Source organism: Cupriavidus necator N-1, assembly GCF_000219215.1.
Classification (GTDB): Bacteria; Pseudomonadota; Gammaproteobacteria; order Burkholderiales; family Burkholderiaceae; genus Cupriavidus; species Cupriavidus necator.
In genome coordinates, this window is record NC_015726.1 from 3,263,463 (window position 1) to 3,286,368 (window position 22,906).

Consider the following 22,906-nt stretch of genomic DNA (forward strand, 5'->3'; position numbering starts at 1 on the left):
ACGTTCCAGAACACGCGCGCGCCGCGCTGTGCGGCACACGCCCTGCATGCTTTACACACTCGGCAGCGCACGCACGCGCCGCCATGCGAGCGAGCCTCGCTCATGCTCGCCTCGCGCTTCGCGCGACAGCGTCGCACACACCGTCCGAGAGTGATGCGTGCACGCAACGGTTTGCATCGACGCAACAGCGCGAAGACATCGCGAGGGCATCAAAGCGTTGCGATCGAGCCAAGCCGCGACGCTCGCGAAGCATCGCGGCAACACTTCGGCAGACGCTTCGATCAAGCCATCGGCATGCGTGTTCGATCCGCGCGCTTGCCGTGCGATCCGGATCGCGCGCGCCGTGCCTCGCGTGTTCGCGCTCTCACCCTCGCCGCTCGCCGCACCACTCGCCTCGCCCTGCCGGCAGCGCGTCGTACGTCCGCTTAGAGGATTGCTTCAGCGCCCGCCCGCCGGTGTCTTTTGCTGCATCACAATAACCCGCAAACGGCAGCTGCATGCGGCTTTGCGGGTAGCGGGCGATGGCGGCGGAAAGGCGCGCGCCGCGCCGCGCCGGATTGCGGCGCGGCCCCGGCGCCAGTAGATTGGCGTGGCTACGAACCTCAAAGGAGACATCATGCGCATCCATTCCCCCCTTGCTTCGACCCTGCGCGCCGCCGTGCTTGCCGCCACCCTGCTCGGCAGCGCCGCGGCGATGGCGCAGGCCACGCCCAGCGGCACGTGGAAGACCATCGACGACAACACCGGCAAGCCGCGCGGGCTGGTGGAGATCACCGAGAAGAGCGGCGTCTTCAGCGGACGCCTGGTCAAGACCTTCGTCGAGAGCGACGGCAAGCCGCGCGTGTGCGACAAGTGCACCGACGCACGCAAGGACCAGCCCGTCATCGGCATGACCATCCTCTCCGGCCTGCGCAAGACCGGCGACAACGAGTGGAGCGGCGGCGAGATCCTGGATCCGGAGAACGGCAAGGTCTACAAGAGCAAGATGTCGCTGGCCGAGGACGGCAACAAGCTCAACGTGCGCGGCTTCATCGGCATCAGCCTGATCGGCCGCACCCAGACCTGGGAACGCGACCACTGACCCTGCCGGCGCGGCACAGGACTCAGGGTTTCTCCGGGGCATGCCGCTGCGTGCCCAGCCGAAGGAGAAATGGCAGTCGAAAAAAAACCGGGCGGTTCATCACCGCCCGGTTTTTTTGTCCACGATGCTGCGCTTTACATCCGGTAGCGCAGGGTGGCCATCACGCTGCGCGGGGCACCCGGCATGTTCAGGTTGGCATTCGAACCATGCGCCGAGACGATGTAGTTCTTGTTGAACAGGTTGTACAGGTTCAACTGCGCCTCGAACGGACCATGGCGGTACCAGGCCATCATGTCCGCCGTGACATAGCCCGGTAGCGTGACGGTATTGGCCTGATCGGCCATGCGGGCGCCGACCAGGTTCAGGCCGCCGCCGATGCCAAAGCCGTTGCCCAGCGTCTTGGTCAGCCAGACGTTGCCGGAGTGGCGAGGCGTCAGCGTGGCACGCTTGCCCTGGAACAAGGGGGTCGACTTGGTCACCACTGCATCCAGGTAGGCATAGCCGGCCAGCACGCGCCAGCCGCTGCCGAGCTCCGCGGCGCCGCTCAGCTCGATGCCGTCCGTGCGCTGCTCGCCAACCGGAATCAGCGCCGTGCCGGTGGCATTGGCTATCTTCATATTGTTCCGTTCCAGCCGGAACACGGAGATCGTTGTGCTCGCCTTGCCGTCGAGCCAGTCGTACTTGGCGCCGACTTCGGCATTGTTGGTCGTCTCTGGTGCCAGTTCGGCGTTGTTGGCGGCCAGCGCGAAGGTCTCACCCGAGGGCTGGAACGACCGGCTCCACGACACGTAATACGACTGCACCTTCGACGGCTGCCAGACCAGGCCCGCACGCGGGCTCCAGGCATTGTCGGTGCGCGACAGGTTCTTCTGGCCAGCCAGGCGCTGATTGGTGTCCTGCTGGAAGTTGTCGTAACGCACGCCGAACAGCGCCTTCCACTGCTCGGTAAAGGTGATCATGTCCTGCGTGTAGAACGCCAGGGTCTTGGCGGTAGCCAGGTTGCTCGTGGCAGGCGTGCCACCGACCAGGCGCGGCAGCGTCGGCAGTACCGGGTTGAACAGATCGAAGGTGCCTGGCACGGCCTTGGAGAAATTGACCAGATCCTTGTTCTGCTGGCCGATCTCCATCCCGTACAGGATTTCGTGCCTGGTACCGAAGATCGTCGCCTTCTGCGTCAGGTCCGTCTGGTTGAACCAGCCGTGCTCCTCGCGGTAGACGTTGGAGTGCGACATCGTCAGCCGCTGTGTCACCTCGTTGACCGCGCTGGTCAGCGTGTTATTGCGATCCAGCGAGTAGTGGTAGTACCGCGTGGCGTTACGGATCGACCAGTCGTCGTTGAAGCGATGGTTGATCGTGGCAGTGCCCGAGTACACACGCGACTGGCTATAGTCGGCGTCGCGCGCATTGGCCGCGCCGTAGTAGCGCGAGGCCGGCACGTCTACCGGGCGCCCCTTGTAGGCCGGGATGCCGAAGTCCGTCACGCGGCGGTCTTCGAGGTAGTCGGCCTGCAGCAGCACGGTGGTCTCTGGCGCGATGCGCAGTTCCAGGGACGGCGCCACGGCGGCACGGTCCAGGAACTGCTGCGAGCGGTAGCTGTTGGCCTTCTCCACCGCACCGGTCACGCGGAAAGCGGCGGCGCCGTCGGCGAACACGCGGCCCACGTCGGCCTCGGCGCGGCGGTCGGCCCACATGCCGTAGCTAAGCCCGAAGTCGGTGACGTCGATGCCGGGCTTCTTGGTCACGCGGTTGATCAGGCCACCCGACGAACCGCGGCCGTACAGCACCGCTGCCGGCCCCTTGATGACTTCGACGCGGTCGACGTTGGACAGGTCGCGGAAGTACAGCGCATCGTCGCGGATGCCGTCGACGAACTGGTCGGCGATGGCGGAAAAGCCGCGGATCGACACCTGGTCGCGCTGGCCGTCGCCGGTGGAGAACGACACGCCCGGCACGTTCTTCAGCGCATCCTGCATCGAAGTGGCGTGCTGGTCGCGCATGACATCACCGGTGACCACGTTGACGGTCTGTGGGATGTCGCGCAGCGGCGCCTCGGTCTTGGTCGCGCTGACCGCATTGGGCGGGTTATAGCCGGTGCCAAGCTCGCGGCTGACATCGGCCCTGACCGTGACCTCAGGCAACTGCGCCGAAGCGTCTGGCGCGGCCTGGGCCCACCCCAGCATCGGTTGAAATACGAAGCTCCCCGCCACCGCGGCACAGATCGGGTGAAGTTTTATTCTCATTTCCGTGTAATCGGCTGTAATAGTTTTGAAAACGCGGGCGCATTATCGATTACAGGATTGTCAGGGTCAACGAGATTGCGAATTATTCCTATTCGTGGTCAATATATGTTGCATTGATCACAACCATGGCTGACACGGCGATTTCTGTGGCGGGTCCCGAACTTCTGCAACGCATTTCCTACACCAGCTGCCCGGCAAGTGCATCGCGCGCCTCGGCAACAAAGGCTGACTCACCGCGCCGGCCCGGCAACAGGAAAAACTCCGCCTCCGGCAGTCGCGGCAGGCCCAACCGCGCGATGGTGGCGGCATCCAGCGGTGCCACGCCGGGGCCGATCGCCGACGCATTCAGGCACGACAACCCCAGCCCCGCCGCCAGCGCCAGGTGCAGCCCCGCGACGCCCGACGCCGAGTGCGCAACCTCGAATGGCAGCCGCTTGCGCAGCAACAGCTGCACCACGTACTGATGCAGCGAGCAGGTATCGGGCAGCAGCACCAGCGGCAGCGTGGCGGGCAGGCTGTCGGCCTCGGCCGGCGCGGCGACCCAGGCCAGCGGCTCGCGCCGCAGCACCGTGCCGCGCGTGCCCGCACCCTGCCCGCGCGTGCCGGGCAGGCGCATGCTGAGGCCGATATCGAAGGTGTCCATCTCCGCGGCGGCATCGATTGCCGCGCTCTTCATCACCGTCACGTGCAGCCGCAGGTACGGGTAGCGCTCGCGCAGGCGCCGCAGCATGCCGGCGATCTCGCCCGGGCGGAAGTAATCGGTCACGGCCAGCCGCAGTTCGCCCGCCAGCGCGTGGCCGCGCAGCTCCTGCAGGGCCAGCTCGTTCAGCGCCAGGATACGCCGCGCGTGTTCCAGCAGCCGCTCCCCCGCCGGCGTCGGCACCGCGCCATGCCGTCCGCGCGACAGCAGCGGCACGCCGGCGCGCTCCTCCAGCTTGCGCAGCTGCTCGCTGACCGAGGACTGCGACAGGAACAGTCTGGGCGCCGCCGCTGACAGGCTGCCGCTGTCCGCGACCGTGACAAAGGTGCGCAACTGGTCGGTTTCGAATCCACGCATGGCAAGGCTCCGGCAAGGGTGGCATTACTTCGGATAACCCGATGGTCCACATCGGATATTCCCGCTTTTCCGATACTACACCACCCCCTACCATGGCATCACCCACCCACGCAAAAGCAAGGAGCCAGCCATGCCCCACATCGTCCTGCACCTGTCCGGCCAACCCGATGCCGCCCTCACCCGCCGCAGCGCCAGGGCGATCGCCGACCTGACCGAGCGCGTGCTCGGCAAGAAGCGCGACGTGATTGCCGTCACGGTCCAGTACATCCCGCACGACAGCTGGATCATCGCCGACATGCCGCTGTCGGAGCAGGGCCGCAACGCCTTCCACCTGGACATCAGCGTGACCGATGAAACCAACACCAAGGCGGAGAAAGCGCAGTTCATCGAGGCCGTGTTCGAGACCATGTCGGGGCTGCTGGGCAAGCTGCATCCGGTGTCGTACGTGCACGTGATCGACGCCCGCGCAGCGGCCTATGGCTACGGCGGGCGCACGCAGGAGTATCGCCACCAGCACGGCTGAAACAGCGCATCGCCTTCATGCCGGCCGCTGTCATCCCAGTGCCCCGCGGCGAGACCAGAGGTTTCGCTGCGGGCCAAGCTGTGGCACAGTCGCCCGCTGATCCCTTTTCCTGACGGACTGACAGAGACAAGGCGCCACAAGCGCCAGCCCCCGCGCGGCAAACGGACCGCACCTCAGGACAAGGCAACCCTGAAGGAGATCCGATGTCGTTTCTGATCGTGCTGGCAGCCCTTGCCTTTCTGATGTTCGCCGCGTACCGCGGCTACAGCGTGATCCTGTTCGCGCCCATCGCCGCGCTGGGCGCGGTGCTGCTGACCGACCCGTCCGCGGTCGCACCGGTGTTCACCGGCATCTTCATGGAGAAGATGGTCGGCTTCGTGAAGCTGTATTTCCCCGTGTTCCTATTAGGCGCGGTATTCGGCAAGGTAGTTGAGCTGTCCGGCTTCTCCGAGTCCATCGTCGCCGCAGCGATCCGCTATATCGGGCGCTCGCGCGCCAACGCGGTGATCGTCACAGTGTGCGCGCTGCTGACCTATGGCGGCGTGTCGCTGTTCGTGGTGGTGTTCGCGGTCTATCCGTTCGCGGCCGAGCTGTACCGCCAGAGCAACATCCCCAAGCGGCTGATGCCGGGCGCGATCGCGCTGGGCGCGTTCTCGTTCACCATGGATTCGCTGCCGGGCACGCCGCAGATCCAGAACATCATCCCCACCAACTTCTTCAACACCACCTCCTGGGCCGCACCGGTGCTGGGCGTGGCCGGCTCGCTGTTTATCCTGGTGGGGGGCCTGAGCTACCTGGAATGGCGCCGCCGCGGCGCCGCCGCGCGTGGCGAAGGCTACGGCACCAACCTGCGCAACGAGCCCGAGCGCAGCCAGTCCGGCAAGCTGCCGCACCCGCTGCTGGCGCTGCTGCCGCTGGTGGTGGTGGGCGTGGCCAACTTCTGGCTGACGCGGATGATCCCGCTCTGGTACGGCCCTTCCAACAGCGTGGCGCTGCCGGGCCTGCCCAAGCCGGTGGAAACCAAGATCGCCAGCGTGACCGCGATCTGGGCAGTGGAAGGCGCGCTGCTGCTGGGCATCGCCGTGGTGCTGGTGACCGCCTTCGGCGCCCTGCGCGAGCGCTTTGCCGAGGGCACCAAGGGCGCCGTCGGCGGCGCGCTGCTGGCGTCGATGAACACGGCATCGGAATACGGCTTCGGAGGGGTCATCGCCGCCCTGCCCGGCTTCCTGGTGGTCAGCGACGCGCTGCGCGCGATCCCCAACCCGCTGGTCAATGCCGCGGTCTCGGTCAGCACGCTGGCCGGCATCACCGGCTCGGCCTCGGGCGGCATGAGCATTGCGCTGGCGGCGATGTCGCAGACCTTTATCGCGGGCGCGCAGGCCATGCAGATCCCGCTGGAAGTACTGCACCGCGTGGTGTCGATGGCCAGCGGCGGCATGGACACGCTGCCGCACAACGGCGCCGTGATCACGCTGCTGGCGGTGACCGGCCTGACCCACCGCGAGTCCTACCGCGATATCTTCGCCGTCACAATGATTAAGACCGCCGCGGTGTTCTTCGTCATCGCCGTGTATTTTCTGACCGGACTGGTCTGAAGCAATCCCGGCCCACGCGGCTTGTACATTCCAGGTGTTGTTAACAGTGTGGTTGGATGCCGCCGGGCACCGGCCCGGCAAACCAGGAAGCCAACATGAAGCAAGTCACCCTGCCCGACGGCGAGCGCGTCCCGGCGCTCGGCATGGGAACGTGGAATATGGGCGAGTCGCGCGCAGCGCGCGCCGAGGAAGTCGCCACGCTGCGCCTGGGCCTGGACCTTGGCCTGCGGCTGATCGATACCGCCGAGATGTATGGCGAGGGCCAGTCCGAGGAAATGATCGGCGAGGCCATCGCCGGGCGCCGCGACGAGGCCTTCCTCGTCAGCAAGGTCTATCCCTTCAACGCCAGCCGGCGCGGCACCGTGCAGGCCTGCGAGCGCAGCCTGAAGCGGCTGCGCACCGACCGCATCGACCTCTATTTATTGCACTGGCGCGGCGGCGTGCCGCTGGAAGAGACCGTGCAGGCCATGGAGGCGCTGCAGCGCGACGGCAAGATCCGCCGCTGGGGCGTGAGCAACCTGGACCTGTCCGACCTGCAGGAGTTGTGGGACGCGCCGGGCGGCGACCGACTGGCCACCAACCAGCTGCTGTACAACCTGGGCCGGCGCGGCATCGAATGGGACCTGCTGCCGTGGCTGCGCCAGCGCGGCGTGCCGGTGATGGCCTATTCGCCGATCGAGCAGTCGCGCCTGTTGGGCAACCCCGGGCTGAAGCGCTTTGCGCGCGACCACGGCATGACGGCGGCACAGGCGGCACTGGCCTGGCTGCTGGCGCAGGACGGCGTCATCGCCATCCCCAAGACCGGCCGGCGCGAGCGCCTGCAGGAGAACCTGGGCGCGCTGTCGCATACGCTGTCGGCCGCCCAGCTGGCCGAACTCGACCGCATCTTCCCGCCGCCCGACGGCCCGGGCCTGCTGGAAATGCTCTGACCAGGCTGCCGGGCGCGTGCCCTCAGGGCACGCGGGCCACGTAGCGCTCGCGCTCGACGTAGCGCACCAGGTAGCTGCGCGCCTTCTCGCGCGTGTCGGTGGTCACGCGCGCCGCTGCCTGGCGCGCGCTGCTCTTGCCGTGCGACGACGACATCTGCGCATCCAGGTAGGTGCGAAAGGAATCATGCATGGCGTTCAGTTCAGGCTCGCACGCAGCCAGCGCCAGGTTGGCCACGTCCTTGGGCTGGCCCTTGGCCGACAGGTTGTCGTTGGCCTTCTTCTGGGCGCAATCCATGTATTTGGCGCGCAGCGCCTGCCAGCCGCTGCTGTCGACGGCCGACTGCGATCCGGCACCCGCGGCGTCGGCGTCATTGGAAGAACCCGAAGGATGTGAAGCGCACGCGGCCAGGAAGGCCAGCGGCAGGGCGGTCAGGAGTTTTTTCATGGAAGGATGATGCTGTCACGGCGCATTGGCCACCCCATGTGTCAGCCATGGGACGTTCCGGGCGCAAGACTGACTATTCTTGCCGCGAATGCCCCCCGGCACCACCTTCGTCACAAATGGAAACGTCTCTGCGCGGTCCGGCATTTGCCCGGGTGCTTCCGGCGCCTATGCTTCAAAGACGACAACAACACCAAGGAGACGAGATGAAACGTCGAACCTTCCTTTCGGCCAGCGCGGGTCTGGCCCTTGGCAGCCTGGCCCTGGGTGCCTGCACCACCACCAAACCCGAAGCCACCAGCGACAAGGCCGCGCGCCGGCGCGAGCTGGATTCCGGCGTGGACGGCACGCTGTCGCGCCTGTACGACTCGGTCAAGGGCTCGCGCGAGCTCGGCAACCGAGCACGCGGCATCCTGGTGTTCCCGAAGACGCTGACGGCAGGCTTTATCGTCGGCGGCGAGTATGGCGACGGTGCCCTGCGCTCGGGCGGCGCCACGCGCGGCTACTACCGCCTGATCGCCGGCTCGGTGGGCTGGCAGATCGGTGCGCAGTCCAAGGCCGTGATCCTGATGTTCCTGACGCCGGATGCCTACGACAAGTTCGTGCGCAGCAGCGGCTGGACCGCGGGCGTCGATGCCACTGTGGCGGTGGCCACCATTGGCGCAAACGGCGTGCTGGACACCAACACCGCCCAGCAGCCCATCGTCGGCTTCGTCATGACCAATGCCGGCCTGATGGCGGGCCTGAGCTTCGAGGGCAGCAAGATCAGCAAGCTCGACCTGTAAGGGCGGACCTTCGGTGACCGCCGCGCGGCTTGCGTGCTGCGCGGCGCCCTCCTTTTTTCGCGTCCGCGGGCCGCGAGAGGATAGAATTCGTCCCTTTGGCCGAATTCCCATGTGGTTCAAGAATCTGCAGGTCCATCGTTTCTCCGCCCCGTGGTCGCTGAGCGCCGACGAGGTTGAAGCCAGCCTGGCGAAGCACGCCTTCTTCCCCGGCACCAGCCTCGAAATGCAGACCCAAGGCTGGGCCTCGCCGCGTGACAACGGCCAGCTGGTCCATACCGTCGGCGGCCAGATGCTGCTGACGCTGCGCACCGAAAAGAAGCTGCTGCCCACCACCGTGGTCAACCAGGTCACGCGCGCCCGCGCCGCGGAAGTCGAAGAGCAGCAAGGCTACAAGCCGGGCCGCAAGCAAATGAAGGAACTGAAGGAGCAGGTCACCGAAGAACTGCTGCCGCGCGCCTTCAGCATCCGCCGCGACACGCGTGTGTGGATCGACCCGGACAACGGCTGGCTTGCCATCGACGCCGCCGCCACGGCCAAGGCCGATGAAGTGCGCGGCATGCTGTTCAAGGCGCTGGATCCGCTGCCGCTGATCAACCTGCACGTCAACCAGTCGCCGGTGGCGGCCATGACCGAATGGCTGGCCGGGGATGCGGCACCGGGCGGCTTCACCGTCGACCAGGAAATCGAGTTGCAATCCGGCGCGGAAAGCAAGGCCACCGTGCGCTATGTGCGCCACCCGCTGGACCCGGAAGACCTGCGCCGCCATATCGCCGCCGGCAAGCGCTGCACGCGCCTGGCGATGACGTGGAACGACCGGGTGTCGTTCGTGCTGACCGACGGGCTGGTGGTCAAGAAGATGGCCCCGCTCGACGTGATCAAGGAACAGGCCGATGGCACGGCGCACGATGAAGATGAGCGCTTCGACGCCGATTTCACCATGATGGCCGGCGAACTCTCCGGCATGCTCAGCGACCTCACCGAGGCGCTGGGCGGCGAGCGCAAGGCGTAAGCCGAATTTCTTGCAGGAACGTGTCGCTGTCGAAAGACAGCGCCACGCTGGCGGTTACTCGACCCAGTTCACCTTCGGGAACCGCCCGGCAAACCCCTCCGGCATCGCCACAACATTCTTCCCCACGTAGTCGAAGAAGACAAAGCCCGACTTGGCCATCGCGATCAGCGCGCCATCGGCCGGCCGCGTGATGCGGAAGATGATGTCGCCGCCGTACTTGTTGAAGTCCATCACCCCCACCTCGAACTGCAGCTGGTCGCGCGCATGTGCCTCGTTGCGGTACATCGTGGCCAGGTCGGTCACGATGATGCCCACCCCTTCCTGCCGTACATCCTCGCTGCCGAATTCATACAGGAACCGCGCCCGCGCCTCGGAGATCATCGAGATCATCGAATCGTTGGCAAGGTGGTTGGCCGAGTTGATGTCGGTCACGCGCACGGTCAGGTGCGTGGCGTAGCAGAACTGGTCGGCAGGCAGGTCGAGTTTGAGGCGGGCCATGATGGAACAAGCAAGAAATGGATCGGGCGCCGCACGGGATCAGGCAGGCAAGCGGCAGAGACGGCGGCGGCGCCCATCATAAGGGAAACGCCGGTTCGGATTGCGGCACTGCCGCATAAACCCTCCCGCACATGCCCCCGGGTAAGTACTCCCCACTCTTTTCGTCCATCCCGCCGATGCCCCGGCATGGCGCTGCCTCGTAGGCTGCGGGTTGCCGTGGTCACTGGCGCCCTGGCGCACCCGTACCGCGCACCGACACGATGTCAACGACTGGAGGAAACACGATGCAAGCCGACCGCCGCAAAGTCCTGCACTGGCTGGGAGCAGGTTCCCTGGCCGCCACCGCCTCGACCCTTGGAATCAACCGGGCGCGGGCCCAGCAGGCTTACCCGTCGCGCCCGGTGCGGCTGGTCGTGCCCTACCCGCCCGGCGGTGCCACCGACGTGCTGGCGCGCGCGCTGGGCGACCCGCTCAGCAAGCTGTGGCAGCGCCCGGTGATCGTGGAGAACCGCCCCGGCGTGGGCGGCATGATCGGCGCCGACGTGGTCGCCAAGGCGCCGGCGGACGGCTACACCCTGCTGCTGGCCCTGCCCAGCCTGGTGCAGACGCCCTATATGGTGGCCAAGCCGCCGTTCGACCCGCTGCGCGACCTGACCGCCATCAGCCAGCTATGCACCACCAGCCTGGTGCTGACCGCCAGCAGCGCCATGCCGCGCACGCTGCCGCAGATGATCAGCCTGGCCAAGTCCCAGCCCGACAAGTATTCCTATGGCACCTATGGCATTGGCACCGGCGCCCATCTCTACATGCAGGTCTTCCTCAAGGGCGCGGGCGCCCAGCTGGTCCATGTCCCGTACAAGGGCGAAGCCCCCATCGCCACCGACCTGATCGGCGGCCAGATCTCGCTGGGCACGCTGTCGCCGATGACCGTGCGTCAGCATGCGCGCACCGGCAAGCTCCAGCCGCTGGCCGTTACCGGCAATACCCGCGCGCCGATGCTGCCGGATGTGCCAACCTTCCAGGAACTCGGCTACAAGGGGCTGGATGGCCCGGCCTGGTTTGGCCTGTTCACCACCGCCGGCACGCCGCAGGCCATCGTCGACAAGATCTCGGCCGATGTGGAAACGGTGATGGCCGCGCCGGAGATCCGCCAGCGCCTGGCCGAGCTGGGGCTGATCGTCAAGACGACGCAGCCGGCGGCGTTCGCGGCGGCGACCAGAGCGGATCAGGCGTACTGGGGCAACGTGATCAAGGAAAACAATATCCGGCTGGACTGAGGCATGGCGACTGAAGCAGCGCCGCGGGCCGCGCCGGCACATCGTAGCGCCTGGCGCCGGCTCTGAACATCACTCAATTGCAGCAATTTTCCCGCGGTGTTGCGCGGCTGCGCCATGGCCTGTCGCAGCCGATAGGCGTCGATATAATCAGCCGCGCAACACCATAAAGTAAGACATTAGAACAATAAGCCATCAGGCGAACGGGGTGCAGCGTCTTCTCGACTTACGCTGCGAGGGAACCATGATCAGCGCTGACCACGCCCTGACCGGACGGCTGTCCGCGACCATCCCTGCCCGCCGTGCCGCGGGCAGTTCCGTTTCTGCGCAAGCCGCGCCGCACACCCCGCTGCTGCAAGGCGTGCACCGCCGCGCAGACCAGTTGATGACGGCCATGCTGTGGGTGCTGAGCCTCCTGTCGCCGATCGTCGGCAATCACTATGGGTCGACCGGGCTGACGCTGGCGCTGGGCTTGCCGATGGCGCTGCTCGGCACGCTGATGGCGGTCACCCTGCCCGCCCGCCTGGCTACGCGGCTGGCGATGGCCGTGCTGCTGATGATCTTCGTCGCATTGCTGATCCACCAGGCGCACGGGCAGGTGGAATTCCACTTCCTGGTGTTCGTCTCGCTGTCGCTGCTGCTGGCCTACCGCGACTTCCGCGTGATCCTGCTGGCGGCGGCGGTGATCGCGTTGCATCACCTGAGCTTCAACTTCTTCCAGCAGTGGGGCTGGAACACCATCTGCTTCACCGACCCGAGCTTCAATATGGTGCTGTTCCACGCCGCCTTCGTCATCGTGCAGACCGGCGTGCTGTGCGTGATCGCGTGGCGGCTGGAGCGCGATGCCCACTCCACCGATGAACTGAGCGCCCTGGCCGCGGGCATCGAACGCGAACCCGGCTACCTGACGCTGACCGCCGATGGCACCCACCCGGACAGCGACTTCGCGCGCGCCTTCCGCAAGACGCTGGACACTGTGCGCCAGACACTGCTGCAGGTACGCAACACCGCCGGTACCGTGGCCGACGCGGCTGGCAACATCCTGGACACCAGCGCCACCGTCGTCCGCCGGACCGACGAACAGGCTCGCACCGTGGCGCACACCATGCAGGACATGCAGGCGCTGACCCAGGCCGCCCGCGCCAGCGCCGACCAGGCCCGCGGCGCGTGCGAACTGGCCGGGGCCTCCAGCACCGTGGTCGCGCGCGGCAGCGGCGAGATCCTGTCGGTGATCCACACCATGGGCGAGATCAACGAGGCCTGCGGGCGCATCACCGAGATCATCGGCGTGATCGACAGCATCGCCTTCCAGACCAATATCCTGGCGCTGAACGCCGCCGTGGAGGCCGCGCGCGCGGGCGACCACGGCAAGGGCTTTGCGGTGGTGGCTGGCGAGGTCCGGCAACTGGCGCATCGCTGTGGCGCCGCGGCCAAGGAGATTCGCGGGCTGATCAATACCTCGGTCGAACGCGCCCACGCCGGCACCAAGTTGGTCGGCCATACCGGCGAGACCATGAACGAGGTGGTGGCCAGCATCGGCAAGCTTGCCACGTTGGTAGAGGAACTGGCGACGCTGGGCGACAACCAGCGCAGCGGCATCGACGGCATGGCCCGGCGCGTGGCGGAGATCCAGGCGGCATTCGAGGAGAATGCAGAGTTGGTGGCCAGTGCCGCCGAAGCTGCGCGGGTGCAGCGGCAGCAGACGGAGGGGCTGAACCGGGCGGTCGGGGTGTTCCGGCTGGGCTGACACCCGCTCAGCTCAATCCTCTTTCTCGTCCCCCGTGGGGAAATGCACGCCTGCACGGCGCGCCGCCAGCATGATGTGGCGCTCCATCGCGCGCTGCGCCTGCTCCGGCTGGCGGGCGGCCAGCGCCTCGATGATGGCGCTGTGCTCGGTGAAGGTGGCATTGCGCGCGCCGCGCCGGTAGTACGGCAGGCGCTGGCTCTCGCGCATCACCTCGGCGCTTTCGCGCAGGATCTCGCGGATGACCTGGTTGCCGGACACCGTGACGATCAGCGTGTGAAATTCATAGTCGAGCTGCGAGGCTTCGTCATAAGCATCCGCCTCGATCGCCCGCTGCATCGTGGCCGCGTTCTGGCGCAGCTGTTCGATCTCGTTCTCGGAGATGGCCAGCGCGGCCAGCCGTGCGGTCAGCCCTTCCAGCGCGAAGCGCAACTGGTAGATATCGATCAGCGAATGCGTGGCCGCAAAACGCCAGGGCGGCGTGGCTGCGGCGCTGTCGCCGGCGGCCGTCACGTAGACGCCCTTGCCCGGGCGCGACACCACCACGCCCATTCCCTGCAAGGTAGAGATCGCCTCACGCAGTGACGCGCGGCTGATGCCGACCTTCTCCGCCAGCTCCCGCTGCGCCGGCAGCAGCGTGCCCGCGGGGAACGTGCCGTCGCGCACCCATTGCTGGATAAGGCTGACAGCCTGGTTGGCGACGGAGGTGGAAGATCCTGTCATACGTGAGGGGGGGTGACCAGTAAGAGGTGACGCACAAGGGGCGCGAAGCCGGTTGCCGGAAATTCTAGCCGACAAACCGGCCTGCCCTGCCCCTTACTTGTTGACCAGCCTGGCCGGCACCGAATAGGTCAGCAGCGCGCCGCACAGCAGCACCGCCGCCAGCACGAACATCGCGGCATCCGTGCTCCGGGTGGCATCCTTGATCAGGCCGATCATGTACGGGCTGATAAAGCCGGCCAGGTTGGCGAACGAGTTGATCAGCGCAATGCCCGCCGCCGCGCCCACGCCCGACAGGATGGACGTCGGCAGGCTCCAGAACAGCGGCGAGGTAGCTAGGCTGCCGCCGGCGGCCAACGCCAGCGCTGCCAGCGACAGCGCAGTGTTATGGCTGAAGACCGCGCTCAGCACCAGGCCCGTGGCCGCGCAGCAGAACGGCACGATCAGGTGCCAGCGGCGCTCGCGCATGCGGTCAGAGCTACGGCTGACCAGGATCATCGAACACACCGCCACGCCAAACGGGATCGCGGTCAGCAAACCCACGTCCAGCACGCTCTTCACGCCGGTCTGCTTGATCAGCGTGGGCAGCCAGAAAGTCAGCCCGTACTGGCCCATCACCGTGCAGAAGCAGATCATCGTCATCTTCAGCACGCGCGAGTCGGTCACCAGCGTGCGCAGCGACATATGGGCGGACTTCTGTGCGTTTTCGGCGGCGATATTGCGCTCCAGCAGCGCCTTTTCATCGGCCGTCAGCCAGCGCGCCGACTGGATGTTGTTGTCCAGGTACCAGAGCACGGCCACGCCCACCAGCAGCGACGGCACGGCCTCGATCACGAACATCCACTGCCAGCCGCGCAGGCCGTTGACGCCGTGCATGGCCTCCATCACCCAGCCCGACAGCGGCCCGCCGAAGATGCCCGAGATCGGAATCGCCGCCATGAACAGCGCCACCATGCGCGCGCGCCGGTGCGACGGGAACCAGTAGGTCAGGTACAGGATCATGCCGGGATAGAAGCCCGCCTCCGCCGCGCCCAGCAGGAAGCGCAGCACATAGAACTGCGTGCTGGTCTGCACGAACATCATCGCCGCGGAGATCAGGCTCCACAGGATCATGATGCGCGAGATGGTGGCCTTGGCGCCGATGCGGTGCATCAGCAGGTTGCTGGGCACCTCGAAGAAGAAATAGCCGATAAAGAACAGCCCCGCGCCCAGCCCGTAGACCGCCTCGCTGAACTGCAGGTCGGCCAGCATGCTCAGCTTGGCAAAGCCCACGTTGACCCGATCCAGGTAGGCCACCACGTAGCACAGCATCAGGAACGGCAACAGCCGCCAGGCCACCTTGCGGTACACCGCGTCCTCCCTGGCCTGTGCCTGCGCCTGCGGCACGGAAATGGCATCCGGCCCGGCATGGGCGGTTTCAGTCGGAATCATGGAAGTCTCCTTGGTTTTGTTCGAGTCATCGGCGTGGCAAAGCCTGGATCGCATCCGGCACGACGCCAAATCGTCATACCGGTCTGACCAGTAGATGCCGAATGGTAGGGAGGCACCTTGCCGGTGTCAAGGAGCGATTGGACTGGGGAAAGCCCGTATCTGCAGGCCGATTTTGGCGAGAATGCCCGCTGCGTGGGGATCGCACCAAACTCCGCCGCTTGTGCAAAATCGAGACTTGCTGCAAAATCCGGCACAACTGGTCCGACCAGTTGAGGCTGGCCCACATGATGCGTGCCACAGGGCAGCCAGCCGCTTGCCGGCCCGACCTTCAGCTAGGAGACTTTGATGGGAACCACGCCCCCGCTCATGGCATCAGCCATGGTGCGCCTGCATCCGCTGCCGCTGAGCGCGGCCGCCTTTGCGCCCTTCGGTGACGTGATCGAGGCGCGCCCAGCCGGCGACCCCGGCGCCTTTCCGATCAACGGCGGCATGGTCATGCGACACCACGACCTGGCTGCCGTCGAACTGGAAGGTGGCCGGGCCCTGATCAACCTGTTCGAGGCCAAGCCCTACGCGTATCCGCTGGAGATCGCAATGCTGGAACGCCATCCGCTCGGCAGCCAGGCCTTTATCCCGCTATCGGAGCAGCCCTTTGTGATCGTGGTGGCGCCAGCTGGCGACGTGCTGGATCCCGCTTCGCTGCGCGCCTTCATCACCAACGGGCGGCAGGGCGTCAACTACCGCCGCGGCGTCTGGCACCACATGCTGCTGGCCGTGGGCGTGCCGGCGCGCTTTGCCGTGATCGATCGCGGTGGGGATGGCAACAACTGCGAGGAGCGCACGCTGGCGCAGCCGTTGCTGCTGGAACTCCCGCCGGCGCTACACGCCGCATGAGTGTGTGGAGGCAACCGCGACAGGCCGCGGTTGCACCAGCCCGTCGCGCTTACTTGGCGTCCGGCCAGGAGACCTGCTTCCAGTAGGCCTCTTTCGAGCGGATCTTGCCATTCACCACCCGGTAGACCTCCAGCCCGGCTGCGTCCACTTTCTTCTTCCCGCCGCTGGCCGGCACCCGCACGCGGAAGCGCATGATGGCCAAATCACCGCTGTACTCAAGCTTGACGTCCACTAGATGGGCAATGACTGGTTGTCAAGTGACACCAGAAAATAAGCACAATCCGAGTGGATCGGAGCATTGTATTTGGACTGGCCCGAGCGGGCGTTGAGAGGACTCTGGAATCGGCGGAAACGAAGTCGTAGCCAGCATCTTGCTACGCTGGTCGAGGGCTTGCCATCATGCGGATCTCCTGCGCGCTGGCAGAATGAGTCAGCCAACGGGCCGGAGCGCAATACTTGCCTAGCGCAGCGGTATTGGGAGACGAAGATCCCGCAAGGCAGCGCGCAGAGATTTGTCGACGCGGCCGGGCCGGTTACTCCTTGCCGCCGAATGGCTGCGGCTTGAGCGAGCCAAGGTAAGCGACCAGCGCGTTCATGTCGGCACCACTGATGTTCTTGTACCAGTCGAACGCCATGGGCGGCTTGTAGTGCATGCCGTTCTTGCCTGTGCCTCGGATGGCCTGGGCGATCTCTTCCTTGCTCCAGTTCTTGAGCCCGCTCTCATGGGGAGTCAGATTGCGTGCCACACTCTCGCCCCAAGGACCTTTGAACACCTGGCCGCCGGCGCCCAGACGCGTGAGCACCAGCTCTCCCTTTTCATCCCGCGGCGTGTGACATTCCATGCAATGCCCGATATCGGCGAGGTACCGGCCATACGTGATCGTCTCCTTGGGCGAGGGCGCGCTAACGCCTTTCACAGCCGGGCCGTAGCCGGGCGGCAACGGGATGTTGTACTCGGACTTCCTGACGGTATTCTTCACGGGCGGCTGTACCCTCAGATAGGCGATGATCGCTGCCAGGTCTGCGTCAGACATGCGCCGGTAGAACTCGATAGGCATCGGCGGACCGATGATGGTCCCGTCCGGCCGGATACCTTCGCGGATCGCCTTGCCGAGCTGTGCATCGGTCCACTTGCCGATCCCTGTCTCAGGGTCTGGCGTAATGTTGGCCGCGTACGCCTTGAACGGCGGGTGATCGAAGACCATGCCACCCGACAGGCCCCTGGAGAAGACAGGCGCCCCATTTTCCGCTCGGGCAACATGGCAATTGCCACAAGCCACCACCCCCTCCATCAGGTATTTGCCACGCGCGATGCGCGCCTGGTCCTGCCCGCTGCTTGCGCCAATTTGAGACATCAGGAACAAGCCTGCGGCCAACCTCAGGAATATCGCCATGGTTACCCCTTGCCTGGATTCCTGGCCAATGCGCCCGGACTGAATCCATCGAAGTATCGGCAAATCCTGTCTGAATGGAATCCTCCAAACAGTTGAGTACGGCGGTGGAGGGGGCCGATATCCAGCGCTGCGGCAGGAGTTCGGCGATGTCACCGGTCTCCTGGACAGGCAGGCGCTGGAGCACGTCCGTAGCCCCCTGCCCCACGGCATCTGCCAGCCCGAAAGCTGCCCCGGCCTATCCGGCGGTGTGCCGAATGTTGCCTCGCCCGGATCGCCCGGCACCAGGCATCACTTCTTCTTCCTGGGATCATCAGCCGGGTTGACGAAGTTGAAAGCCCAGGGCCCCGTCGCATTGATCTGGATAATGGTTTCGTCCTTCGTCCAGCCAAAATGGTGCATCTTGGGTGGCATGACAATCAGGCTGCCGGGGCCGAGCGGCGAGGTCTTTTCCGGGTCGAGCTTGTCGCCCATGCCATAGTTGAACGTCCCTGAAAGCACGGTCACCCGCTCCACGCCTGGGTGCCAGTGCGCTGCCACCTTAGCATCCGCGGGTAGCTTGATCCGGGCCGTGAACGGCTCTTTCTTGTCCATCTGCCCCTCGAGAACGGCGAGTTTGGCACCCGGTATCAGTGGCAGGTCCGCCCATTTGATCTCGTCGGCGGTGACCTTGATCATGCTGCCCGCAGGGGCAGCCAATGCCGCAGACACCGTCAGGCAGACGCCGAAGGCCAGTGTGGCAATCGGGGGAAGCTTGTTTTTCATGGCGCGCTCCTTCCTGAGACGGCAACCAGACAGCCGGAGCGGTGACGGCACAGACCGCATTGATGCCATCTGGCACCCGATTCCGCCACCAGCCGCGCTGGAGACATCCACTGCATGGCACAGGTTCAGGCATGCAGGCTCGAGCGTCTTCATCGCCCGAAGCAATAATCTGATGCATATCGCGGGCCACCCGTGGTGGGAGGCTGACGGGCGGGTGCGTGACGCTTGCCCGGTGTGTCGGTTGCGCGGTAAATCGCCCAGATCGTTTCAGTTGTGAAACACCGGCGGCTAGCGTACCAGGCCCCGACTTTCAACTCCCCTTCCACACCGGCGACCGCCGGCCCACAAACGCATCCACTCCTTCACGAAAGTCGCTACTGCCATAGCACAACCGCACCAGATCGTCCGTGTCGGCCACCGACTGCACGGTCTGGCGCCGCAACGCCTCCTTAACGACCGTCTGCGTGACAGGCGCCAGCGCGCCAAGCCGGTCGCATAGCGAAGCGACCTCGGCCTCTAGCGCCTCCGCGGCATATACGCCCTCCAGGAAACCGCAGGCCAGCGCGGCGTCCGCGTCGAGGATCTGCGCCAGCAGCAGCATGCGGCGCACCGGCTGCAGCCCCCAGGCCGCTCGCAGCTTGGCAAGATTCAACGCCGACAGCGTATTGCCCAGCGTGCGCGCAATCGGCACGCCAAAGCGGCCCTTGGGAGTAGCGACACGGAAGTCGCACGCAGTAGCGATAGCCAGGCCGCCGCCCACCGCCCAGCCTTCGATAACCGCCACAGTTGGCATCGGCAGTTGCTCGACCAGGCGGATGCCTTCGTCGATACGCGCTTCGTAGGCAACCCCGTCGTCGCCGCTGGAGAACAGCTGGAACTGCGCGATGTCGGTACCGGCAACAAAAGCCTCACCGCCCGCGCCGCGCAGCACCACCACGCGCGCACCCGCATTGCCTTGCGCCGCAAGCCTGCGGCAATGCGTGCCGAGTTGCTCGTACATGGCCCACGTCATCGCATTGCGCGCGGCAGGACGGTCGAACGTCAGCGTCGCGACCTGCCCCTGCATCGTGAGCGTGACCTGTCCGTCGTTGCCGGAACCGCCTTCCGGCGGCAGCGCGGCCTTCATGATCCGAATGCGCCGGCTACAGCCAGCGACTGCTGTTCGTCCTTCGGAATACCCAGTTCGGCCAGGATTTCTTCCGTGTGCTGGCCAAGCAGCGGCGGGGGGCGCCGTACCTGCTGGGGCGTGCCGCCCATCTTCACGGCGAAGCCGATATTGGGCACCTTGCCCTCGATCGGATGATCGATCTCGATGCGCATCTGGCGGTGCCGGCCGTGCTCGCTGTCGAAGGCCTGCGGGTAGGTCAGGATCGGCCCGGCCGGGATGCCTACGCCGAGCAGGCGTTCGATCCAGTAGTCGCTGCTCTCCTTGACGAAGCTCGCCTCCAGCGTCGCGATCAGTTGCTGCCGGTTGGCCAGGCGCAGCGCCACGGTGGCAAAGCGCTCGTCCGCCAGCAGATCGGCCCGCTCAAGCGTGTTGCACAGCAGCTGCCACAGCTTCTGGTTGGTGGCCCCCATGACGAAGTAGCCGTCGGCGGACTTCATCGCCTGGTAGGGCGCGCTCATGCGGTTGGCCGTGCCCAGCGGCTCGGGCTCGCGGCCCGTGCCCCAGTATTCGCAGGTGTCCCACACCGAGAACGCCAGCGCGGAATCGAACAGCGACGCATCGACATACTGCCCCTTGCCCGTCTCCCTGGCGCCGATGTAGGCAGACAGCATGCCGTAGGTCGCGAACAGTGCGCAGCCGATATCTGCCACCGGCACGCCCGCCTTCACCGGCGCGCCACCCGGGTAGCCGGTGACGCTCATCACGCCCGACATCGCCTGAGCCATCAGGTCAAAGCCCGGCCGCCCGGCCCACGGCCCGCTCTGGCCAAAGCCCGAGATGCTGCAGTAGACCAGCTTCGGATTGATCCTGGCGAGGGTCTCGTAGTCGATCCCCAGCCGCTTCATCACGCCGGGGCGGTAGTTCTCCACCAGGATGTCAGCCGTTTCCGCCAGGCGATAGAGCACCTGCCGGCCGGATTCGGTCTTCAGATCCAGCGTGACGCTGCGCTTGTTGCGGTTCATGTTGAGGAACCCCATGCTGTCCGAGCCCTTCATCTTGAAGCCCATCGCGCCGCGCGTCTGGTCGCCTCCATCGGGCGGTTCGATCTTGATCACATCGGCGCCGAGGTCGGCCAGCAGCATGCAGGCGTAGGGCCCGGCCATGACCTGGCTGACGTCGAGCACGCGCACGCCGGCCAGCGGCAAGGTGGAGGCAGGCGCCTGTGCGCCGGAGTCGCGGAAATCTGTCATGGGGTGCTTCTTCCTGGATAAATGGATGGGGCAACGTGCGCGCGTGCGTCGGTTCTCGGCCATCGTCTTGCAGCGCTCAGCTCTCGGCCTTTACGCCGGCGTCCTTCACGACCTTGGCCCACTTGGTGGACTCAGAGGCGATGAATGCGCCGAACTGCTGGTTGGTGCCGCCGGAGTCCTCGGCGCCAAAGCTCTTGAGCCGCTCGGCAACGTCGGGCATGGCCAGCACGCGGTTGACGTCCGCGTTCATGCGCTGCACCAGCGCCGGCGGCATATTTTTCGGGCCCACCAGGCCGTACCACGACGCCGCGTCCAGCCCGGGAAAGCCGGACTCAGCCAGCGTCGGCACATTGGGATGGCTGGCCGCGCGCTTCAGGCGCGTCTGCGCGATCGCAATCACCTTGCCCTGCTGGATAAATGGCGTGGCGGCGGTCATGGTGTCGAACGCATAGTCGATCTGCCCGCCGATCAGGTCCGCCACCAGCGGGCCCGAGCCCTTGTAAGGCACGTGCACCACGTCGAGCCTGGCTTGCAACCGGAACATCTCCAGCGCCAGGTGCTGCGCCGAACCGATGCCGGACGAACCAAAGGAGATCTTCCCCGGCTTCTGCCGGCACAGCGCCACGATGTCCGAAACGCTGCGCACCTTCTGTTCCGGACGGCAGGTCAACATATTGGGCGTGACGCCCACCATCGAAATCGGCGTGAAGTCGGTGCGCGGGTCGTACTTGACGTCCAGCAGCGCCGGGGCGATCGCGTGGCTGTTCACATGCGCCATCAGCAAGGTAGTGCCGTCAGGCGGCTGCTTGGCCACATAGGCGGCGGCGATGGCGCCGGTGGCGCCGGGCTTGTTCTCCACCAGCACGCTGGTGTTCCACATGACCCCCAGCTTCTGCCCGATCACGCGTGCCAGCACGTCGGTGCCGCCCCCGGGGGCGAAGCCCACCACAATGCGCACCGGGCCGGCGATATCGGCGGCGCGCACCAGGCTGGGCATCGCCAGCCCAGCCGCTGCCGCCAGAATGAATTGTCTGCGCTGCATTGCGTGTCTCCGTCCTGTAGTTATGGAGCCATCATCCGCAATGCATCCGCCGCGGGCTATCGCTATTTGGGGGATTCTGGTTTCGCGTTTTGCGCAAGCACCGCCAGCACGCTGACCGCCGCCGAGGAAAGTGTCCCATGGGGCCGATGGCACAGCACAAACTGCCGCTGCGCCCAGGGCGCGGCAATGGGCAGCCGCACAAAGCGGCTGCCGCCCGCCACCTCACGCGCAATCGCCTCCGGCATCACCCCGCCGCCCAGGTTCTGCGCCACCAGCGCGACCATGCTGTCGAAGCCGCCCACGCGCATGCGCATGCGCAGCACGCGGCCGGCCTCCTCCGCCAGCCGCTCCAGCACGATCGAGATCGCCGAGCTCTCGCTGAGCACGATCAGGTCGCAGTCCAGCACGTCGTCCGGCGTGACCTTGCGGCGCCGCGCCAACGCATGGCCGCGCGCCACCACCAGGACCAGTTCGTCATTCCGATAGGGCGCGGTCGGCAGGTCGATCACGCCCAGGCTGCCGTCGTAAATGCCGATGTCCACGGTGCCGCGGCGCAGCGACTGCTGGACTTCCGCGCTGTTCATTTCCTGCAGGTCGATGCGCACGCCGGGGCAGGCGACGGCGCAGCGTTGGATGTCGAAGGGGAGGAACTGGATGACTGCAGACTTTGGCGCCGCTACCCGGACCACGCCCAGGTCGCCGCCGACGAAGGAGGCGGCGTCGTCCTGCATGCGCTGGACGGTATGGGTGATGCCGCGGGCGTGGGCCAGCAGTGCGCGACCGGCTTCGGTCAGGGCCATGCCGTGGGGGAGGCGTTCGAAGAGGGAGACGCCTAGTTGGGCTTCCAGTTCGAGCACGCGTCTTGACGCGGCAGCGGGGGCCAGATGGAGACGCTCCGCGCCGCGGGTAATGCTGCCGGCGTCGGCCACGGCGATGAAAAGCTGGACGGTGGTGAGGTCAAAATGCAGGCGGGTGGTGCGCAAGGGGGGTGAGGACGTCACGATGGTCGGCGCTTATGCAGGCGTCGTCGCAGGGGGCGAGCTACGGATTGAGGGAAGAGGAAACCGTTACGGGCGCCTTGGAATGCGGTACCGCGCGCCATCTGATTCTCCACTTATCAAGCGGCGT

At 66.1% G+C, this 22,906-nt stretch carries 23 protein-coding genes; 9 read left to right on the plus strand and 14 right to left on the minus strand.

The genetic code is table 11. The features are described from left to right. Positions 1-364: 364 nt before the first annotated feature. The gene (locus tag CNE_RS40990; protein ID WP_148271588.1) at positions 365-628 is read right to left on the minus strand and encodes a hypothetical protein; all 264 of its coding nucleotides are present in this window, start codon (positions 626-628) and stop codon (positions 365-367) included. Here CNE_RS40990 and CNE_RS15305 point away from each other — a divergent pair. Beyond that, positions 617-1,081 (plus strand): DUF2147 domain-containing protein, encoded by a 465-nt coding sequence (locus CNE_RS15305; RefSeq protein WP_013958005.1) that lies wholly within the window; start codon positions 617-619, stop codon positions 1,079-1,081. The two genes, CNE_RS40990 and CNE_RS15305, sit on opposite strands and share 12 nt — an antisense overlap. 134 nt (positions 1,082-1,215) lie before the next feature. On the opposite strand, the gene CNE_RS15310 is transcribed toward CNE_RS15305, so the two are convergent. Further along, positions 1,216-3,321, minus strand: coding sequence for a TonB-dependent receptor (locus tag CNE_RS15310; RefSeq protein WP_013958006.1), 2,106 nt, complete (start codon positions 3,319-3,321; stop codon positions 1,216-1,218). A gap of 178 nt (positions 3,322-3,499) precedes the next feature. Next, entirely contained in the window at positions 3,500-4,378 is an 879-nt protein-coding gene (locus CNE_RS15315) for a LysR family transcriptional regulator (RefSeq protein ID WP_013958007.1), read from the minus strand. A gap of 130 nt (positions 4,379-4,508) precedes the next feature. On the opposite strand from CNE_RS15315, the gene CNE_RS15320 reads away from it, so the two are divergent. The 3 genes from CNE_RS15320 (at position 4,509) to CNE_RS15330 (ending at position 7,425) form a co-directional block, all read left to right on the plus strand. Further along, on the plus strand, positions 4,509-4,901 hold the full coding sequence (locus CNE_RS15320) for a tautomerase family protein (RefSeq protein ID WP_013958008.1): 393 nt from the start codon (positions 4,509-4,511) through the stop codon (positions 4,899-4,901). A 203-nt stretch (positions 4,902-5,104) separates the two neighbouring features. Then, complete coding sequence (locus tag CNE_RS15325) at positions 5,105-6,496, plus strand: GntP family permease (RefSeq protein WP_013958009.1); 1,392 nt, start codon at positions 5,105-5,107, stop codon at positions 6,494-6,496. Between the two features lie 95 nt (positions 6,497-6,591). Beyond that, positions 6,592-7,425 (plus strand): aldo/keto reductase, encoded by an 834-nt coding sequence (locus CNE_RS15330; protein ID WP_041228465.1) that lies wholly within the window; start codon positions 6,592-6,594, stop codon positions 7,423-7,425. 22 nt (positions 7,426-7,447) lie between these two features. Here CNE_RS15330 and CNE_RS15335 read toward each other — a convergent pair whose 3' ends face one another. Next, the gene (locus CNE_RS15335; RefSeq protein ID WP_013958011.1) at positions 7,448-7,870 is read right to left on the minus strand and encodes a hypothetical protein; all 423 of its coding nucleotides are present in this window, start codon (positions 7,868-7,870) and stop codon (positions 7,448-7,450) included. 203 nt (positions 7,871-8,073) lie between these two features. Here CNE_RS15335 and CNE_RS15340 point away from each other — a divergent pair, with 203 nt between their 5' ends. Together CNE_RS15340 and CNE_RS15345 are read left to right on the plus strand one after the other, a co-directional pair. Beyond that, positions 8,074-8,652, plus strand: coding sequence for a BPSL1445 family SYLF domain-containing lipoprotein (locus CNE_RS15340; RefSeq protein WP_041228137.1), 579 nt, complete (start codon positions 8,074-8,076; stop codon positions 8,650-8,652). A 109-nt stretch (positions 8,653-8,761) separates the two neighbouring features. After that, positions 8,762-9,661: a recombination-associated protein RdgC gene (locus CNE_RS15345; RefSeq protein ID WP_013958013.1), complete on the plus strand. Its 900-nt coding sequence runs from the start codon at positions 8,762-8,764 to the stop codon at positions 9,659-9,661. A 54-nt stretch (positions 9,662-9,715) separates the two neighbouring features. On the opposite strand, the gene CNE_RS15350 is transcribed toward CNE_RS15345, so the two are convergent. After that, on the minus strand, positions 9,716-10,159 hold the full coding sequence (locus CNE_RS15350; RefSeq protein WP_013958014.1) for a thioesterase family protein: 444 nt from the start codon (positions 10,157-10,159) through the stop codon (positions 9,716-9,718). Positions 10,160-10,443: 284 nt separating this feature from the next. Here CNE_RS15350 and CNE_RS15355 point away from each other — a divergent pair, with 284 nt between their 5' ends. Together CNE_RS15355 and CNE_RS15360 are read left to right on the plus strand one after the other, a co-directional pair. Then, positions 10,444-11,436 carry a Bug family tripartite tricarboxylate transporter substrate binding protein gene (locus tag CNE_RS15355; RefSeq protein WP_013958015.1) on the plus strand — a complete coding sequence of 331 codons (993 nt, stop codon included), beginning with the start codon at positions 10,444-10,446 and terminating at the stop codon, positions 11,434-11,436. A gap of 241 nt (positions 11,437-11,677) precedes the next feature. After that, positions 11,678-13,180, plus strand: coding sequence for a methyl-accepting chemotaxis protein (locus CNE_RS15360; protein ID WP_013958016.1), 1,503 nt, complete (start codon positions 11,678-11,680; stop codon positions 13,178-13,180). A gap of 12 nt (positions 13,181-13,192) precedes the next feature. Here CNE_RS15360 and CNE_RS15365 read toward each other — a convergent pair whose 3' ends face one another. Both CNE_RS15365 and CNE_RS15370 read right to left on the minus strand, forming a co-directional pair. Beyond that, positions 13,193-13,900 carry a FadR/GntR family transcriptional regulator gene (locus CNE_RS15365; protein WP_013958017.1) on the minus strand — a complete coding sequence of 236 codons (708 nt, stop codon included), beginning with the start codon at positions 13,898-13,900 and terminating at the stop codon, positions 13,193-13,195. Between the two features lie 93 nt (positions 13,901-13,993). Then, positions 13,994-15,328, minus strand: a complete 1,335-nt coding sequence (locus tag CNE_RS15370) for an MFS transporter (RefSeq protein ID WP_013958018.1) — start codon at positions 15,326-15,328, stop codon at positions 13,994-13,996. A gap of 345 nt (positions 15,329-15,673) precedes the next feature. Here CNE_RS15370 and CNE_RS15375 point away from each other — a divergent pair, with 345 nt between their 5' ends. Then, complete coding sequence (locus tag CNE_RS15375; RefSeq protein ID WP_013958019.1) at positions 15,674-16,222, plus strand: ureidoglycolate lyase; 549 nt, start codon at positions 15,674-15,676, stop codon at positions 16,220-16,222. A 49-nt stretch (positions 16,223-16,271) separates the two neighbouring features. Here the strand turns inward: CNE_RS15375 and CNE_RS40995 are convergent, their stop codons facing one another. The 7 genes from CNE_RS40995 to CNE_RS15405 form a co-directional block, all read right to left on the minus strand. Further along, positions 16,272-16,454: a nuclear transport factor 2-like protein gene (locus CNE_RS40995; RefSeq protein ID WP_148271590.1), complete on the minus strand. Its 183-nt coding sequence runs from the start codon at positions 16,452-16,454 to the stop codon at positions 16,272-16,274. A 301-nt stretch (positions 16,455-16,755) separates the two neighbouring features. Continuing rightward, positions 16,756-17,616 carry a c-type cytochrome gene (locus CNE_RS15380; RefSeq protein ID WP_013958021.1) on the minus strand — a complete coding sequence of 287 codons (861 nt, stop codon included), beginning with the start codon at positions 17,614-17,616 and terminating at the stop codon, positions 16,756-16,758. 288 nt (positions 17,617-17,904) lie between these two features. Then, positions 17,905-18,378, minus strand: a complete 474-nt coding sequence (locus tag CNE_RS15385; RefSeq protein ID WP_080569556.1) for a cupin domain-containing protein — start codon at positions 18,376-18,378, stop codon at positions 17,905-17,907. Positions 18,379-18,688: 310 nt separating this feature from the next. Then, a complete protein-coding gene (locus CNE_RS15390; RefSeq protein ID WP_013958023.1) occupies positions 18,689-19,504 on the minus strand; it encodes an enoyl-CoA hydratase/isomerase family protein in 816 nt (271 codons plus the stop codon). Continuing rightward, a complete protein-coding gene (locus tag CNE_RS15395) occupies positions 19,501-20,736 on the minus strand; it encodes a CaiB/BaiF CoA transferase family protein (protein ID WP_013958024.1) in 1,236 nt (411 codons plus the stop codon). Before CNE_RS15395 ends, CNE_RS15390 begins: the two co-directional genes overlap by 4 nt. A 76-nt stretch (positions 20,737-20,812) precedes the next feature. Continuing rightward, positions 20,813-21,778, minus strand: a complete 966-nt coding sequence (locus tag CNE_RS15400) for a Bug family tripartite tricarboxylate transporter substrate binding protein (RefSeq protein ID WP_013958025.1) — start codon at positions 21,776-21,778, stop codon at positions 20,813-20,815. Positions 21,779-21,840: 62 nt separating this feature from the next. Continuing rightward, positions 21,841-22,779, minus strand: coding sequence for a LysR family transcriptional regulator (locus tag CNE_RS15405; RefSeq protein WP_013958026.1), 939 nt, complete (start codon positions 22,777-22,779; stop codon positions 21,841-21,843). Between the last annotated feature and the right edge of the window lie 127 nt (positions 22,780-22,906).